This is a genomic window from Pseudomonas sp. RC3H12, from assembly GCF_018596375.1.
In the GTDB taxonomy this organism is placed as follows: Bacteria; Pseudomonadota; Gammaproteobacteria; order Pseudomonadales; family Pseudomonadaceae; genus Aquipseudomonas.
Genome location: NZ_CP075595.1, coordinates 4,051,727 through 4,067,441 on the forward strand (window position 1 = coordinate 4,051,727; position 15,715 = coordinate 4,067,441).

General features: G+C 67.5%; 16 protein-coding genes. 6 read left to right on the forward strand and 10 right to left on the reverse strand.

Features of this window, described 5'->3' with window-relative positions; genetic code table 11:
- Positions 1-17: 17 nt before the first annotated feature.
- The gene (locus tag KHO27_RS18415) at positions 18-578 is read left to right on the forward strand and encodes a DUF4136 domain-containing protein (RefSeq protein ID WP_023630953.1); all 561 of its coding nucleotides are present in this window, start codon (positions 18-20) and stop codon (positions 576-578) included.
- 149 nt (positions 579-727) lie between these two features.
- Positions 728-2,683 carry a pilus assembly protein TadG-related protein gene (locus tag KHO27_RS18420; protein ID WP_250888377.1) on the forward strand — a complete coding sequence of 652 codons (1,956 nt, stop codon included), beginning with the start codon at positions 728-730 and terminating at the stop codon, positions 2,681-2,683.
- Here the strand turns inward: KHO27_RS18420 and KHO27_RS18425 are convergent.
- The gene (locus KHO27_RS18425; RefSeq protein WP_250888378.1) at positions 2,668-5,304 is read right to left on the reverse strand and encodes a PAS domain-containing sensor histidine kinase; all 2,637 of its coding nucleotides are present in this window, start codon (positions 5,302-5,304) and stop codon (positions 2,668-2,670) included. The two genes, KHO27_RS18420 and KHO27_RS18425, sit on opposite strands and share 16 nt — an antisense overlap.
- Entirely contained in the window at positions 5,301-5,744 is a 444-nt protein-coding gene (locus KHO27_RS18430) for a TadE family protein (protein WP_023632045.1), read from the reverse strand. The genes KHO27_RS18425 and KHO27_RS18430 overlap by 4 nt, the downstream gene beginning before the upstream one ends.
- Before the next feature lie 75 nt (positions 5,745-5,819).
- Here KHO27_RS18430 and KHO27_RS18435 point away from each other — a divergent pair, with 75 nt between their 5' ends.
- Together KHO27_RS18435 and KHO27_RS18440 are read left to right on the forward strand one after the other, a co-directional pair.
- Positions 5,820-6,290 carry an A24 family peptidase gene (locus KHO27_RS18435; RefSeq protein ID WP_038706832.1) on the forward strand — a complete coding sequence of 157 codons (471 nt, stop codon included), beginning with the start codon at positions 5,820-5,822 and terminating at the stop codon, positions 6,288-6,290.
- Between the two features lie 113 nt (positions 6,291-6,403).
- Positions 6,404-7,186: a response regulator gene (locus KHO27_RS18440; protein ID WP_219730482.1), complete on the forward strand. Its 783-nt coding sequence runs from the start codon at positions 6,404-6,406 to the stop codon at positions 7,184-7,186.
- Between the two features lie 42 nt (positions 7,187-7,228).
- Here KHO27_RS18440 and KHO27_RS18445 read toward each other — a convergent pair whose 3' ends face one another.
- From KHO27_RS18445 to cpaB, 8 genes are read right to left on the reverse strand one after another with little or no spacing between them, the layout of a single operon-like run.
- Positions 7,229-7,489: a DUF3613 domain-containing protein gene (locus tag KHO27_RS18445; protein ID WP_038706834.1), complete on the reverse strand. Its 261-nt coding sequence runs from the start codon at positions 7,487-7,489 to the stop codon at positions 7,229-7,231.
- A gap of 12 nt (positions 7,490-7,501) precedes the next feature.
- Positions 7,502-8,203 carry a tetratricopeptide repeat protein gene (locus KHO27_RS18450; RefSeq protein WP_111533363.1) on the reverse strand — a complete coding sequence of 234 codons (702 nt, stop codon included), beginning with the start codon at positions 8,201-8,203 and terminating at the stop codon, positions 7,502-7,504.
- Positions 8,204-8,240: 37 nt separating this feature from the next.
- Entirely contained in the window at positions 8,241-9,128 is an 888-nt protein-coding gene (locus KHO27_RS18455; protein ID WP_111533361.1) for a type II secretion system F family protein, read from the reverse strand.
- A 2-nt stretch (positions 9,129-9,130) separates the two neighbouring features.
- Positions 9,131-10,012 (reverse strand): type II secretion system F family protein, encoded by an 882-nt coding sequence (locus tag KHO27_RS18460; RefSeq protein ID WP_111533360.1) that lies wholly within the window; start codon positions 10,010-10,012, stop codon positions 9,131-9,133.
- Entirely contained in the window at positions 10,009-11,265 is a 1,257-nt protein-coding gene (locus KHO27_RS18465) for a TadA family conjugal transfer-associated ATPase (protein ID WP_038706838.1), read from the reverse strand. Before KHO27_RS18465 ends, KHO27_RS18460 begins: the two co-directional genes overlap by 4 nt.
- Positions 11,262-12,452, reverse strand: a complete 1,191-nt coding sequence (locus KHO27_RS18470; protein ID WP_102684810.1) for a CpaE/TadZ family protein — start codon at positions 12,450-12,452, stop codon at positions 11,262-11,264. Before KHO27_RS18470 ends, KHO27_RS18465 begins: the two co-directional genes overlap by 4 nt.
- Positions 12,449-13,741 carry a type II and III secretion system protein family protein gene (locus KHO27_RS18475; RefSeq protein ID WP_110703749.1) on the reverse strand — a complete coding sequence of 431 codons (1,293 nt, stop codon included), beginning with the start codon at positions 13,739-13,741 and terminating at the stop codon, positions 12,449-12,451. Before KHO27_RS18475 ends, KHO27_RS18470 begins: the two co-directional genes overlap by 4 nt.
- 19 nt (positions 13,742-13,760) lie before the next feature.
- Positions 13,761-14,708, reverse strand: coding sequence for a Flp pilus assembly protein CpaB (gene cpaB / locus KHO27_RS18480; protein ID WP_111533358.1), 948 nt, complete (start codon positions 14,706-14,708; stop codon positions 13,761-13,763).
- 289 nt (positions 14,709-14,997) lie between these two features.
- Here cpaB and KHO27_RS18485 point away from each other — a divergent pair, with 289 nt between their 5' ends.
- Entirely contained in the window at positions 14,998-15,180 is a 183-nt protein-coding gene (locus tag KHO27_RS18485) for a Flp family type IVb pilin (protein ID WP_102684463.1), read from the forward strand.
- A gap of 47 nt (positions 15,181-15,227) precedes the next feature.
- Complete coding sequence (locus KHO27_RS18490; protein ID WP_046854132.1) at positions 15,228-15,635, forward strand: response regulator; 408 nt, start codon at positions 15,228-15,230, stop codon at positions 15,633-15,635.
- The last annotated feature ends 80 nt before the right edge of the window (positions 15,636-15,715 follow it).

Here is a 15,715-nt window from a genome sequence, read left to right on the forward strand (position 1 = left end):
CTTTACGGAGAACCATCATGTTGCGCCGTCTCGTACTTCTGTCCTTCGCCCTGCTGCTGGCGGCCTGTTCGAGTAACAACGTGCAGCAGGACTTCGATGCCAGCCGCGACTTCGCCGCCTACCGCAGTTGGGCCTGGCAGGAGCCGGCCCTGCAATACCGTCCGGACGATCCACGGATCAAGAGCGACCTGACCGAGCAGCGCATCCGCCAGGCAGTCGCCGGGCAGCTCGACCAGCGTGGCCTGCGCCCGGTCCAGGGCAGTGCCCGGGCCGATGTGAAGGTGCGCGCCTACCTGATCGTCGAGGACCGCCAACAGCAGATCACCACCAACTACGGCGGCGCCTGGGGTGGTTACTGGGGAGGCTACTGGGGCGGGCCGATGTACAACGAGACCCGCAGCGTCGACTACAAGGTGGCGACCATCCAGGTCGACCTGTTCGACGGGCGTGACGGCAAGCTGGTATGGCGTGGCAGCGCCGAGCAGATCATGAACAACTACCCACCCAGCCCGCAGGAACGCAACGCGGCGATCCAGAAGACCGTGACCCAGGTGCTGAGCAACTATCCGCCACATTGAGCCCCTGATCGCGGGGCAAACCCGCTGCCCCGCCCCCGCGATGCGCCGCTGGGGCGGGGCACTTCGATCAAGGCAACTTGCCATCACCTTGACTACACTCCTTGCACCGCCGCCGCGCTGCCGGGCCCCAGGCCGGCAAAGGAGTGCCCGTGGTTCCCCGTTCCGTTGTGCGCCAACGCGGCGCGATCGGCCTGATGGCCGCGCTGACCATGGGCCTGGCCCTGGTGTTCATGCTCCTGACCGTCGACAGCGGCCGCCTCTACCTCGAACAACGCAAGCTGCAACGCATCGCCGACATGGCCGCGCTGGAAGCCGCCGAGCATGACGGCGCCTGCACCGGCAGCGGCCCGCAGGCATCCACCCTGGCCCGCACCGCCGCCACCCGCAACGGCCATTCGCCGCTCAACCCGCTGATCGCCAGCTGCGGCTACCTGCGCACCGGCAATGACAACCTGCGCACCTTCACTGCCGACAATCAGCGCAACGAGGCGATCAAGGTCGAGGTCAGCAATGTGGTGGTCACCAGCTTCGCCGGTGGTATCTACGCGCTGGTGCAGGGCGGTGCCATCGCCCGCACCACTACCCTGCGCGCCAGCGCGGTGGCCGCAAGCCCAGGGCCGCCCCAGGCAATGCTGAGCATTCGCAGCACACTGCTGCAGGTCAGTTCGATGCAGTCGGCCATTCTCAACGCCCTGCTGAAGGCCATCGGCGCCAGCACGCAACTCACCGTGCTGGGCTGGCAAGGCATCGCCGATACCCAGCTCAACCTGCTCAACTACCTCGATGCACTCTCCACCGAACTGAAGCTGAACCTGGGGGATTACCAGCAACTGCTCGACTTCCAGACCACTGCCGACAAGCTGCTGGACGTCGCCGTCAAGGTTCTGCAGCAAAGCGGCGCCGCCGTGGAGGTGACCGGCGATCTGCTCAAACTCGCCGCGGACCTGAAAGGGCCGATCACCCTGGGGCAGTTGCTCAACCTGCAGACCGGCACCGTCCAGGCTGGCCTGGACGCGAACGTGCAAGTGCTGCAACTGGTCCAGGCGATGATTCAGCTGGCGGCTAATCGACAAGCGGTGAATGCCGAGATCCCTATCACCTCGCTGGGCCTGATCAACGGCCGCGTATACCTGAAGGTGATCCAGCCCCCGCAGAACTCCGCCGTAGGCGACCCGCGCAGCGATGAGTTGCGCGTCCATACCGCGCAGATCCGCGCGCTGGTATCACTGGACCTGCCCCTGCTGACCGGCATCGCCGGTTTGCTCAATGCCGTGCTGGACCTGGCGGCGCCCTTGACCAACGTGCTCAACAACCTGCTCAGCCTGAACCTGCTGGGCACCGTGCAGTCGCTGACCTGCGCCCTGGGCATCCCGTGCAAGGTCAGCGACATCAAGCTGCTGGACAGCCAGGTGCATATCGATATCGGCATCGAAGTGGCTGAAGGCACCAGCCGCCTGCGCCCGGCGCCACCCGACAACTACAGCTGCGCGCCCAAGAGCCTGACCACCCTCACCCAGCGCTCGGCGGCGAGGATCGCGATCGGCAAGTTCGACTCACCGGCCGACTTCCTCAGCAAGGGGCCTGACCTGGTGAAAGTGCAGGCCTTGCCGGTCATCGATATCGGCACCAACGTCTGCAGCCGCCTGCTGATCCTGCCGCCCTCCTGCGGCACACGCGTGCCCTATGCCGGCGGCGGCATCGGCCTGCGGGTGGACACCAAGCTGCTCGGCAGCAGCCCGACGGAAAAACCACTGGTCTTCGCCGACGACCATGCACCGCGAAATATCGGCCAGGATCCGATGTTCCAGCCCATGGATAGCGACCAGGCCCAGGTGGTGGGCAGCCTGTCCGGCACACTTGCCGGTGTACATCTGGAAGCCTACAGGCCCACTGCCAACAGCGGCCTCGGCCAGGTGCTGGTGCTCACCGCCGGCCTGCTGGACGGGGTGAAGAACATCCTCGAGCCGATCATCAGGAACCTGCTCAGCCCCCTGCTCGATCCACTGGTGAACGGCTTGCTCAAGGTCCTGGGCATCGACCTGGCCAGCGCCGAGGTCGGCGCCAACCTCAGTTGCTCCAGCGGCCACGCTCAGCTGGTGCAGTGAACCGGCAGGTCGATGCAGAAGCACGCACCCTCGGGCGAGTTGCTCACTGTCAGCTCGCCGCCCATCTGGCTGACGATGCCATGGCTGACCGATAGCCCCAGGCCAGTGCCGACACCGGCCGGCTTGGTGGTGAAGAAGGGTTCGAAGATGCGCTCGTGCAGCCGCGCATCGATGCCGCCGGCATTGTCCTCCACCAGCAGCCACAGCCGCTCGCCATGCAGCGCCTGACGCACGCGGATCCACGGCTGCGCCACCTGTTGCTCGAGCAAGGCATCGCGGGCATTGACCATCAGGTTGATCAGCACCTGCTCCAGCTGGTCCTGATGCCCGAGCACTTGCGGCATCGCCTCGGGCGACTCGAGGTGCAGCGCCACGCCCTTGCCGCGCAAGCCCTCCTCGAGCAACCCCCGGGCACCCTGCACCGCGCCCCATGCGGCGAAGCGCTCGCACTCGACCGTCGAACGCCGGCCATACACGCGCATGTGCTCGACCAGCCGGGCAGCGCGCGCTACCTGCGCCTCGATACGGCGCAACTTGTCCTCCAGGTAGGCCGGATCGGCGGCGCCGTTCTCCAAGCGCTTGAGCGCATTGACCACCGCCATGCGCATCACGTTGAGCGGTTGATTGATCTCGTGCAGCAGGCCGGTGGCCAACTCGCCGAGGGTGGCCATCTTGGCACCCTGCAACAGCTGCTGCTGGCTGCGCCGCACCTCGGTGTTGTCGCGGCCCACGGCCTGCACCTCGAGCAGGCGGCCTTCGCCGTCGAACAGGCCGCGGTCGGCCCAGACCCACCAGGCATGCTCACGGCCAGGCAACTGCAGGCAGATCTCCGCGCTGCTCACCGGTTGCCCGGGCGTCAGTGCCCGCAGGCGCTGGAGAAATGCATCGCGCTGGTCGGCGGACAACCATTGGCCCAGGTCGGCACCCTGCAACTGCTCGGGCGTGCAACCCAGGTAATCGGCCAACGGCCGGTTGCCGAACAGCACGGTGAGGTCCGGGCGATAGCGGCAGATCATCGCCGGCGAGTCCTCCACCAGCACCCGATAGCGCTCCTCGCTCTGGCGCATGCGCTCGGCGGCCTCGGTGGCTTCGCTGACGTCCAGCCACAGGCCGACCACTTCCAGCGGCTGGCCGAGGTCGTCACGCAGCAGTCGGGCCTCGTCGAGCATCCAGTGGTAACCACCGAGGTGGTCACGCAGGCGATAGCGGCAACGCACCAGGCCATCGCGCAGCAGGCTGCGGGTGCGCTCCAGCCACAGCGACCGGTCATCGGGGTGCACCGCCAGGCCCGGCTGACGGGCGAGTTCGCCGTCGGCCTCCCAGCCCAGCAACGGCGCCAGGCTGGCACTGTAGAAATCGCTGTGCAGCGCGCCCTCGGCATAGCGTTGCACGTAGATCACCGCGGGTGAGCGGGCAATCAGGTTCTCCAGCCGCGCCCGGGCCGCGCCGGCCTGTTGCTCCTGGGCCTTGAGGGCACTGATATCGAGCAGGAAACCGCGCAGTTGGCCGCCCCGGCCCTGGCCGGCCCAATGGAACCAGCGCGGCGCCGCGAGCGGGTCACGGTCCAGCAGACGCACGCCCAGGCTCAATGCCTGCCCGGCACGGGCCTGGTCCAGGGCCAGCTGCGCCGGCTCGCGGTCGGCCGGGTGCAAGCGGGCAAGCCATTGCGCCAGGCTGGTACAGCTGGCCAACCCGAGGGTCGCGGCCAGGGCCGGGTCCAACTGCAGGTCGCCGTGCGCCGGCCACTCCCACCACCCCGCGCCCAACTGCTGCTGCAGGTCGTCGAGGTGATGGGCCTGGTGCTGCAGTTGCTGGCGGCGATGCCGTACCAGCAGCGGCTCGGTCAAGCTGCGCACCAGGGCCATGGCCATGTCGACCGCAGGCACCTGGTGCGCCCCGGCGCACAACATCCAGGCCTCGGCCTCCAGCCCTTGCCGATAAGGCACCACGAACAGCGAGGCACCTCCGCACAGGGCGAGCAGATCAGGGTCGTCGCGCACCTCGATCAGGGTCTGGGCCGGCCACTGGTCCAGCCTGTCCCGCAACCGACGGTCATCGGGCCAGGGCCAGGCATCGTCGCTACTGGCGAAGTGGCGCCAGCCGCCCGGCTCGCGCAGCACCAGGCGCAGCGCGGCCGCCTGCCAGTGCTCGGCGAGGCTGCGCAACTGCTCGCGCACCGTCTGCGCCAGGCGCTCGGCGCCGCATTCGCGCAGGGCATGGCCGATCTCCCCGAGCAGCGGCCGCTGGCGATCCCAGCGCTGTTCGCGGAGCAGGTCGCCGATATCGAACAGTTGCAGGATCCAGCCCTGCTCGTGACGTTGCAGCCAGCCACGGGTATGCAGGGCGTGGCCCATGACCGTATGGAAATCCAGGTCCAGTGGCTGACCCTGCCAGTCGGCGGGGTGGCCTTCGAGCACCAGCCAGCTGTGTCGCTCAAGGTAGTCGTGCACCCGCGCACCAGCCTGGCCGGGCAATGCCAGCAGGCTGCGCAGCGGGCCGGCCAGGCGCAGCACCCGCGCCTGGTCGTCGAGCCACAGTTGCAGGCCCACGGCGGGTGTCGCCTCGGGCACCTGGGCGGGGGTCGGCGCGGCGAACCAGCGGTCGAACAAGCCACCACTCACAGTTGCAGGCTCGCCTGGGCCTGCAACCGCGCGGGCAGCTTGGGCACGTCACCGATCACGGGCAGCAACAGCGTCGGCAACACGCGATTGAGGCGTTCGCGGGGATAGTCGATCACCACCGTCAGCACCTTGTCCGTGCCCACGGTAACCCGGGTATCGGTATTCACATTGAAGCCCAGCGCATTGGGCATCCACGCCAGTTGCTGGCCGATCACCTGGCGAGCCAGCCCCTGCACGTCCAGCTCGTAGGTCTGGCTGCTCGGGTCCACGGCCACGCAACGGCGCACCGCTTCGCTGCTGGCCTGGTTGAACGACTGCAGCATGAGCATCGGCAAGGCGTAGCTGACCAGGCCGTAGAACACCGCGAAAAACACCATGAATACCGCGACAAACTCGATGGCAGCCGCGCCTTTTTGTTGTCCCGCCGGGCCTGCTTTCATGTTCGCGTCTACCCTGACTGTGAGACCTGTCTGAAAGCATAGAACCGTTCAACGAATAGGGATGGCATTTTGCCAATGCAAAGCATTGTTCTCCTGCTGTGGCTTGCCTTGTGCACCGAACAAGATGTCCGTGAACGACAAATATCCAACGCCCTGACACTGGGCGTCGCGGCGTGCGCCCTGGCCTGGCTGTTCGCCACCGGACGCAGCTGGATCGGCGCCGACGCCAGCGAGGCCGGCTGGGGCCTGGCCATCGTCATGCTGCTCACCCTGCCCGGCTACATGCTCGGCCGCTTCGGCGCCGGCGACGTGAAACTGATGGGCGCCCTGGCCCTGGCCACCAGCCCGCAGTACGTGCTCGGCACCTTCATCGGCGCCGGGGTCACCGTCCTGGCCTGGATGTTCGGCCGCCGGCGCCTGTGGACCCTGCTCAACCCCAAGGTGAAGAAGCGCCTGCAGGCGCTGGCCGAACAGGTCGGCGACAAGCAGCCCTTTGCCCCCTACGTGCTCGCTGGCTTCCTGCTGACAGCGGTATGGATCCAATAAACGACCGAAGGGTCGGATTCTGGAGTAGGACCGATGTACATAACGGCAAAGTGCGACTACTTTTCTAACTGCCAGAGCGTCTGGCCCGGGAGCAGGGCCGATACAACAGGGAGTTGATCGTGAACAAACCCGTCAGTGAGGTGAAAGTGCTGGTGGTCGACGACCAGCCAGTGATCGTCGAAGAGTTGTGCGAATTCCTCGAAAGCGAGGGCTACCGTTGTGTCCCCGCCCACTCCACCGGCCAGGGCATCGACTGCTTCAAGGCGGACGAAACCATCGGCCTGATCCTCTGCGACCTGCACATGCCCGAGCGCGATGGCATCGAACTGGTGCGCACGTTGAAGCAGATCGCCGGGCCGCAGCGCATGTTCGAGGCGATCATGTTGACCGGCCGCGCCGACAAGCAGGACGTGATCCGCGCCCTGCGCGAGGGCTTCGCCGACTACTACCAGAAACCCATGGACCTGGACGAGCTGCTCGAAGGCGTGCGGCGCCAGGAAACCGCGCTGCTGGAGCGGCGCCGCAACTTCCGCGAACTGGGCAGCCTCAACCAGCGCCTGCAGGAGCTGGCCGAGTCCATCGACGACCTCTACCAGGACCTGGAAAAAGCCCGGGGCCAGGGCGCCCATCGGCGCGCCAGCGATACCGAGGAAGGCGAGCCGGAGCTGCCGGCGGCGTTCGAGAAACTGTCGCCGCGGCAACTGGAAGTTGCCCGGCTGGTGAGCAAGGGCAAGACCAACTACCAGATCGCCTGCGAACTGGGCATCACCGAGAACACGGTGAAGCTGTACGTGTCCCAGGTGCTGCGCCTGACCCACATGCACAACCGCACGCAACTGGCGCTGGCGCTGACCCCACGCTCTTCGCCAGTGCATCAGCGCTTTACCACCCATTGAATGCCTTGATTCTGATCGCGGGGCCTGGCCGCGATCAGGCGCTCAATTGTTCGACGAACTGATCTTGGTCCAGCGGTAGAAATCCGGGATCGGATACTTGTAGCTGTCCAGCCAGCGCTGCATGGCCTGGTCGCGTTCCTTGTCGGTCTGCACCTGGCGCACGCTGGACGCCTGGCGGTTGCTCGCCTGCACCTGCAACAGGGCTTCGGTGGCGGTCTGCGGGCGCGGCTGGCGCGGCGGGTCCTCGGCCAGCGCCGACAGTGGCGCGGCCAGGCAGGCCAGGACGATCCAGGGCTTGAACATGTTCACCTCCGCTCAGTTGATGGCCGCGGCCGGGGATTCGGTGGCGGCCAGCGGGCCACGCCCGTTGGCAAGCATGCGCTGCGCCCGGGCCTGGGCCTCGGCGAACTGCTCGGGTTTCAGGTGCAGGCGATTGACCAGGTCCTCCGCCTGGCGCCAGTTGTCCTGCACCAGCGACAGGGTCACCAGGTTAACGGCCGGCAGCGGGTTGTCGTCCTTGAGCTCGATGGCGGTGAGAAATTCGAAACGCGCCTGTTCGTGATTACCCAGGTTCATCTGCACCACACCCAGGTCGTTGCGCACCTTCTCGTCGGTGGGCGCCAGCCGCGCCGCCCGTTGCAGGTTGCGCAGGGCCTGGGCGTCGTCGCCGCGGGCCGAGGCCAGTTGCCCCAGGCCGTGTTCGCCCTCAGCGGCCAGGCAACCGCCGAGCAGACTGCGGTAGAGCGGTTCGGCCTCGGCGCGCCCGAGCAGGCGCAGCACCTTGGCCTTGCGCAGGCGCACCTGGTCGAGCTGGTCGGGCAACTGCTCCAGGTGGGCCAGCCCAGCGTGCGGGCGACCTTCGCTGATCATCTGGTCGGCCATGTCCAGGCTCAATTGCTGGTCGGCATCAGGCTTGCCACAAGCGCCGCCGCCCAATAGGCGCGCCAGGCCTTCGGGAGGCTGCCCGGCGCAGCCGCCAAGCAGCAGCAGGCTGATGAACATCAGGATGGCTTTCATTGTGCGTCTCCCCTATCAATGCCCGAATGTTCGGTGCTTATGAACCCAAGGCCCGCGCCAGGGCGGAAAACCCTGGCCCGGCCAGAACGATGAGCAGGGCCGGGAACAGGAACAGCATCATCACCGCCGACATCTTCGCCGACATCTTCGACACCCGCTCCTGCAGGCCGGTCAGGCGCCGGTCATCAAGCAGTTCCTTGAGCGCCAGCAACGACTTCATCGAGCCACTGCCCTGCACCAGCAGTTGCTGGAGGATGACGCAGGTGTCGATGAACTCGTCCACCGCCAGCAGGCGCGCGGTCTTTTCAAGCTCCGGGCCCAGGGCCAGGCCGGAATCGACCCGCTGCAACACCAGGCGCAACTCGTCGCTGATGTTCGGCACCAGGCTGCGGCCTTCCTGGGCCAGCACGCGCAGGGCCTGCTCCACCGCCAGCCCGGTTTCGAAAAGGATGCGCAGCAACGGGATGAGCAGGCTCACTTCCTCGGCGATGTGCCGCTGGCGCCGGGCCGCCGCCACGACCAGCAGGCGCTTGGGCAACAGGTAGCCCGCGCCCAGCGCACAGAGCACCAGCACGCCCCAGTGCCCGCGGTTTTCCCCGGGCAGGCCATGGGCCAACAGTAGCGCCATGCCCACTGCCAGCACCGGCAAGCCCAATTGCACGGCGGCAAACAGTGCGCGTTGCCGGCTGCGCCGCCAGCCCAGGCGGTCAAGCAGCGCCTGGGTCTCGCCGTCCAGCCGTTGCAGGCGCCGCCCCCAGGGGCTGCTGCCCAGCCACTGCAACCAGTCGCCCAGGCGCTCATCACGGTCCAGCCGCCCCTGCAGGCGCCGCGCCACGCGCTGGCGAGCGCGCCACTGGCCGATGGCCTGCGCGGCCAGCAGGGCGAACGCGGCGAACAGGCACAGGGCGCTGAGCATCAAGGCCATGGTCACAGGCTCCTCATCATGCGCCACAGCACCAGACAGCCGACCGCCTGCATGACAAAGGCGAATAGCAGCATCATCTGGCCGCTGGCGTCGCGCCACATGGCCAGCAGGTAGGTGGGGTTGGCGAACAGGAAGTAGCCGACCATCACCAGCGGCAGCGCGCCGAGGATCCACGCGGTGATGCGGGTCTCGCCGGTCATGGCGCGCAGTTGCCGGTCGCCCTGCTCGTGTTCGCGGATCAGCTTGATCAGGTTCTCCATCAGTTCGCTGGCGTTGCCGCCGTGGCGCTGGTTGATGCGCAGCCCCAGGGCGAACATGCGCAGTTCGGCCTGACCGTAGAGTTCGGCGAACTCGCTGACGGCATCTTCCAGCGGCACACCGAGCTGCACGTTGCGCCGCACCCGCAGCATCGCCGAGCGCAACGGCTCGCGGGTGCTGTCGACGCCGCCGAGCACCGCCTCGTTGAGGGTGCGCCCGGCCTTGAGGCTGCGCACGCTGTAGTCGAGCAGGCCGGGCAACTGCTGGACGATCTGCTGCAGGCGCCGCCGGCAGCGCCAACTCAGGTACAGGTGGCCGAGCACAGGCAGGCCGGCCAGCACCATCAGCGCCGCCACCCAGCCGGCCAGCACGCCGGCCAGCACGGTCAGCGCCAGCCAACCCAGCAACCAGGGCCGGGGGGAAAAATCGGCATGGACAAGCCCCGCCCGCTGCAACAGCGGGTCGAGCCAGTCACGCCGGGCATTGCCGCTGCGCACGACACGGTAGGCCCGCCCCAGACGGTCGAGGATGCGCTCCTCGCCGCGCTTGTACAGGCCCAGGCGCCACAGCAGCAAGGCCATGCCCAGGCACAGGGGTGACAGGGCCAGCAGCAGCGGCCCCATCACAGCACCCCTTCGTGGCGCAGCTTGCCGCCGGCGGGGTTCGGCGCCTCGCGCAGAAAGCCTTCGCCACTGCGTCGGTCCAGGCGGAACAAGGTGTTGGTGACATACACATCGTCGCGCACCCCGACCACTTCCAGCACCTCGCTGACGCAGCGCCGGCCATCGGCCAGGCGGGTCAGCTGGATCACCACGTCCAGCGCGGCGCAGATCATCTGCCGCAGGGTCTTCTCGGCAATCTGCCGCCCCGTCAGGCCAACCAGGGTCTCCAGGCGCAGCAGGGCGTCCTGGGCGGTGTTGGCGTGCACCGTGCTCATCGAACCGTCATGGCCGGTGTTCATCGCGGTCATCACGTCGAGCACCTCGGCGCCGCGGATCTCGCCGAGGATGATGCGGTCGGGGCGCATGCGCAGGGCATTGCGGATCAGCTCGCTGGCCTTGATCTCGCCGTGGCCCTCGGCATTCGGCGGGCGGGTTTCCAGGCGTACCACATGGGGGTGGTGCAGCTGCAGTTCGGCCACGTCCTCGATGGTCACCAGGCGCTCCTGGGGCGCGATCATCTGGCTGAGGATGTTGAGCAAGGTGGTCTTGCCGGTGCCGGTGCCGCCACTGACCAGGATGTTGCAACGCCGGCCCACGGCGCGTTCGAGAAAGTCGTAGATGGGCTGGTCGATGGCCCGGGTGGCCAGCAGGTCGGCGCTCTTGAGCATGTCCTGGCGAAACTTGCGGATCGACAGGCACGGCCCGTCCAGGGCCACCGGCGGAATGATCGCGTTGACCCGGCTGCCGTCGGGCATGCGCGCATCGACCATTGGCGACGACTCGTCCAGGCGCCGGCCCAGGGGCGCGAGGATGCGCTGCATGACCCGCTCGACATGGTGCGCGTCGATGAAGCGCAGGTCGGTCTGCTGCAGCAAGCCAGAGCGCTCGACGAACACCCGGTACGGGCCGTTGACCAGGATCTCGGTCACGCTCGGGTCGCGCAGCAGCACCTCCAGCGGACCATAACCGGTGAGCTCGTCGACGATCTCCTCGGCCAGGCGCTCCATCTCGTAGCGCGACAGGGCCAGGCGCAGACGCGCCACATAGTCACCCACCTGCTCGAGGACGAACTGCGCCAGCACCGGCCGCGCGCCCTCCAGCAGGTTGCGGCCGCTGTCCTCGATGGCATCGATCACGTGCCGGTGCAGGGCGCGCTTGAGCGCCTGCGGGTCACTGGCCGCATGTCGGGGCCCGCCAAAGGGTTCTTCGCTGATCATCGGTTGCCCCACAGCCGGCGCAGCCAGCTCTGGCCCGGCGGTGCGAGGTTTTCCGAGCGCCGCGCCAGGCGCTCGCCAAGCCCGCGCAGGGCCTGGGTAAGGCTTTCACGCGGGGCCAGTTCGAACAGGCTCAGGCCCTGGTTCTTGGCGTTCAGGCGCACTTCCGGGCTGTAGGGCATGACCTTGAGCAAGGGCAGCCCGTAGCGCTTGGCCAGGGCCTCGGCATCCGGCGCCACCTGGCGCAGGTAGCGGTCCACCAGCAGGCTGGCGTGCTCGAGCTTGATGCCACGGTCGCGCCACTGCTCGAGCACATCCAGGTTGCGCCGGCAGTCGAGGATGTTCTGGTCGGTGTAGACGATCAGCTTGTCGCAGTGGCTGACGAGGGTCCGCAGCGCCTCGCTGTCGGCCTGCCCGGTGAGGTTCACGACGATGTGCTGGAAGTGCTGGCGCAGGGCGCCGAGGAGCATATGCAGCTCGGCGGCGCTGGACTGTTGCAGGGCCTCGTCGTTATCGGCATAGGCGAGGATGCGCAGGCCACCCTTGTCGCGGGTGAAGGCGCTGTCGATCAGGGTGGCGTCGAGCCGGCGCAGGTGGCGCAGGGCATCGCCGAAATGGAACGACGCTTCCAGACCGAGCAAGGCCAGGCTGTCGCCGCGGGGCAGGCCGAGGTCGAGCAGCAGGGTCTGCTGCCCGCTTTCCTGCACCACCCGCGCCAGGTGGGTGGTGAGCAGCGCGCCATCCGCGCCGCGCTGGGCACCGTAGAGCACGGTGAGGCCGCCCAGGCTGGGGTTGCTGGTGGCCGTCGGCAAGCGCTTGCCCAGGCGCCGCACCAGCCCCGCCACCTCGCTGGCGCGCGAGCCGTAGGCGACGAAGTCGCGGGCGCCGGCGCGCATGGCGTGCAGCACCAGCTGGTTGTCCATGCCGTCGCCGAGGGCGACGATGGCCAGCATCGGCTTGGCTTCCAGCAGGCCTTCGATCAACGCGCACTGGCCGATCAGCTGTTCGCGGTCCAGGCCGATGAACACCAGGTTGCTGAAGGTCATGTCGACCAGCGCCAGCAACTCGTCGAGGTTCGGACTGCTGGCGCCGATCACCTGCCCCAGCGGTGCCAACGCGCCCTGCAGCCAGTGCAGGTCTTCGTCGTTGCGGGTCAGGGCCAGGTAGGTCTGGTTCAGGCTTTCGCTCATTGGGACAACCCGCCACGGCCTTCGAAATTGCCGTTTTCCATGAAGAACAGGCGGCCCCAGCTGGGGTCGTAGGTGCGCAGCGCCTCGCCCGGCAGCTCCGGCAGGCGCGCATTGGCGGCCAACGGCTGGACCAGGTGCGGGGTGACGATCATCAGCAGCTCGGTCTCTTCGCGGTTGAGCGCCGACTGGCGGAAGAACGCGCCGATGATCGGCAGGTTGCCCAGGCCCGGCATCTTGTCCACGGCCGAGCGTACGTTACTGCTGATCAGCCCGCTGATGATGAAGCTCTCGCCATCGGCCAGCGAAATGCTGGTGTCGGTGCGGCGCACGCTCAGGCCCGGCACCTGGGTACCGGCGATGACCACCGCGTTGTTGTAGTCGAGCTCGCTGACCTCGGGCGCCACCTTGAGGGTGATGCGGTTGCGGCTGACCACGGTCGGGGTCAGCGCCAGGCGCACGCCGAACTCCTTGTACTCGATGGACACGTTGTCGCTGCCGCTGCTGGGCACCGGGATGGGGATCTCGCCGCCGGCCAGGAAGCTCGCGGTCAGGCCGCTGAGCACGGTCAGGCTGGGGCGGGCCAGGGTGTAGGCGAAGCCGCTGTTCTCCAGAGCGTTGATCATCGCCAGGAAGCGGCTGCTGCCGCCGCCCCAGACGATGTTGAAGACGTCGTTGTCGAGCGGGATGCCGGGCCGCACATCGGCGTAGGTCACCGGGTTGGTGCCGGTGGCGACACCCGGCACGTAGCCGGGGCGCACCACGGTGTTGGGCACGGTATTGGGTGAGCCGATCAGGCTGTTGTTCGAGCCCTTGAAGAACAACCTAGCGCCGGCCTCCTTGTACTTCAGGCGGCGCACTTCGACGAAGCGGATATCGGCCTGCACCTGCACGGGCAGGTCCTCCTGGGCCGTGGGCAGTTGCGCGGCCTCTGCCATGTCGGCGCTGGCCCGGCCCTTGACGAACAGCATGGCCCGATGCGGCTGGGCGGCGCAGTCGGTCCACAGCATCAGGCTGGTGGTGCCCTGCCCCACCGCCGTGAGCAGCACGGCCCGCTCGCCGCTGGGCTGCACATCGGCCACCTTGGGCTCGCCGACCGCCGCCCGGGTGATGGCCACCGGCAGGCGCAGCTCCTGCTGCAGGCCCTGATCCATCTCGATGACCGAGGGCAGTTGGCCGAAGGCCGCGCAACCCTTCGCGGCCGCCTGCGCCGTCGGTGCGAGCAAGGCCAGGGCCAGCAGCGCCGGGGCCAGCCAGTTGCCTCGAGGAGTAACACGCAAAGAACTACGCATGGATCGCATCCTTGCCGGTTCAGGGAGTCTTGTTGTTGTCGCCGTTCTGCGCGCCGCGGATGATCTGCATGGTCGGCGCGCCAGCCGCCGCGGCCGCCGCCTGGCTGGCCAGGGGCACCTGGGACAGCTGGCTGAAGCGGTAGAGGTTGCGGTTGGCCGTTTCCAGTTGCGGGCTGGCATCCTGGCCGGACCAATACCCGGCCAGCAGCGGCTCGTCGGCACTGCGCACCGCCAGGCGCAGGGTCCCGGCCTGGGCCGCCAGCATCAACCGGCTGGCCAGGGCCTCGGGCACGGCCAGGCCCACGGTGCGCACAGGGTTGCTGGCAATGGACTGCTGGTCGCGGCGGGCCTTCTGCTCTTCGGCGCTCTGGGCCGGGCGTCCATCGTTGGCTAGGCCCGTCTGCTGGTCGACGCTCAGCACGCGCAAGGCCGGCAACACCACCTGGGCGGAGGATTGCGGGTTGTTGTTTTCTTCACGCAGGAACAGCAGCACGTCGACATAATCGCCTGGGCGCAGTTGCCCGGCCGCACCGATCACATCGTCGATGGCCACCGCGACCGCCCGTTCGTGGGCGCGAATCATCCGCGCCAGGGGGCCGCCGGCCTGGAAGCTCGACTCGTCCAGCCAACTGCCCGCCGCAAGGGGGCGGGTACTGCTGCGCCCGAGCACCTGGTCCAGTTGCTGGAAAGCACCGGCCGGGACTACCTGCAGACGCTCGAGGAGCACATCCTCCTCGCTCAAGGGGGTGTTGGCCGCGACCGCCCTGCGCAGGACCACGATGGGCGAGCGTGGGGGTTCCGGGGGCGCGGCGGGTACGGCAGCGGCCGGGATGGCGGCCTCGCCGGGCGGGGTGAGAGGTGCCGGCGCAGGCTCGGGCGGACGGCTGAGGCGCAGGCCCCAGTACCCCGTGAGCAAGGCCGCGAGCAGGAATAGGCCGGCGAGGATCATGGTCAGGCGACTGCTCATCTGCGCTCTCCCTTACGCCTGGGACCAATGATGGCAAAACGTAACTATTTCGCTATTGGACGGTAGCTGAGGCGCAATCTTTCGCCATTACCTGTGCTGGTTTTTTCGAGCCACGAAATTGACGCACCGACAAAACAAAAACTTAGCGCCGCCAATTCCAACCAATACTTTTGGATTAATGCTTTTTTACATTTGCAGGCCGCCACGGCTTGGCGATGCTCTGATGGCAAAGGGGTATCACTTATCAAGCCCCTCCGACCGGCGCCCATCGAGCGCAAGGAGACGTGCCATGCTGCTGCAACAGATCCTTCTCCATGTGAAGACCTTCCTCCTGCGCAAGGACGGCGCCTCCGGTATCGAGTACGCGGTCATCGCGGCCATGGTCGCCGTGGTACTGGCCGGCTTCGTCACCCCCATCTCCACCGAAGTGTCGGAGATCATGACCAAGATCCAGACCGCGATCACCCAGTGACCGCACCGCGCCAGCGAGACGTGTAGTCCAACCGCCCGGAGCCAAGCATGCCGACCTCTTCCTTGCGTCAACAGATCCTGCTGGTGGACGACGAGGAGGAGGCCTTGCTGGAGCTGGCCGAGCTGCTGGAAAACGAAGGTTTCTGTTGTCACACCGCCACTTCGGTCAGGTCCGCCCTGCAACAGCTGACCCGCCACCCCGATGTCGCCCTGGTGATCACCGACCTGCGCATGCCCGAGGAAAGTGGCCTGGGCCTGGTCCAGCGCCTGCGCGAACATACCGCGCGCCAGCATTTGCCGGTGATCGTCATGTCCGGGCATGCCGACATGGACGATGTCAGCGACCTGCTGCGGCTGCAGGTACTCGACCTGTTCCGCAAGCCGATCTATCACGCCCGCCTGCTCGAGACGCTGGAGAACCTGTTTCCCAAGCCGTTGATGCAGGCGGTGAAATAACGCCGGACTTGGCACCGTACAACGCCCTTACAGAAGGCGCCGCTGACGCGGCGCATCGCCGGCAAGCCGGCTCCCACAAG

Coding starts and splice junctions, on each gene's coding strand:
- KHO27_RS18490 (WP_046854132.1), top strand. CDS start 15,228: ATGCCGACCTCTTCCTTGCGTCAACAGATCCTGCTGGTGGACGACGAG.
- KHO27_RS18475 (WP_110703749.1), bottom strand. CDS start 13,741: ATGCGTAGTTCTTTGCGTGTTACTCCTCGAGGCAACTGGCTGGCCCCG.
- KHO27_RS18430 (WP_023632045.1), bottom strand. CDS start 5,744: ATGAAAGCAGGCCCGGCGGGACAACAAAAAGGCGCGGCTGCCATCGAG.
- KHO27_RS18450 (WP_111533363.1), bottom strand. CDS start 8,203: ATGAAAGCCATCCTGATGTTCATCAGCCTGCTGCTGCTTGGCGGCTGC.
- cpaB (WP_111533358.1), bottom strand. CDS start 14,708: ATGAGCAGTCGCCTGACCATGATCCTCGCCGGCCTATTCCTGCTCGCG.
- KHO27_RS18485 (WP_102684463.1), top strand. CDS start 14,998: ATGCTGCTGCAACAGATCCTTCTCCATGTGAAGACCTTCCTCCTGCGC.
- KHO27_RS18465 (WP_038706838.1), bottom strand. CDS start 11,265: ATGATCAGCGAAGAACCCTTTGGCGGGCCCCGACATGCGGCCAGTGAC.
- KHO27_RS18435 (WP_038706832.1), top strand. CDS start 5,820: ATGCAAAGCATTGTTCTCCTGCTGTGGCTTGCCTTGTGCACCGAACAA.
- KHO27_RS18445 (WP_038706834.1), bottom strand. CDS start 7,489: ATGTTCAAGCCCTGGATCGTCCTGGCCTGCCTGGCCGCGCCACTGTCG.
- KHO27_RS18470 (WP_102684810.1), bottom strand. CDS start 12,452: ATGAGCGAAAGCCTGAACCAGACCTACCTGGCCCTGACCCGCAACGAC.
- KHO27_RS18415 (WP_023630953.1), top strand. CDS start 18: ATGTTGCGCCGTCTCGTACTTCTGTCCTTCGCCCTGCTGCTGGCGGCC.
- KHO27_RS18455 (WP_111533361.1), bottom strand. CDS start 9,128: ATGGCCTTGATGCTCAGCGCCCTGTGCCTGTTCGCCGCGTTCGCCCTG.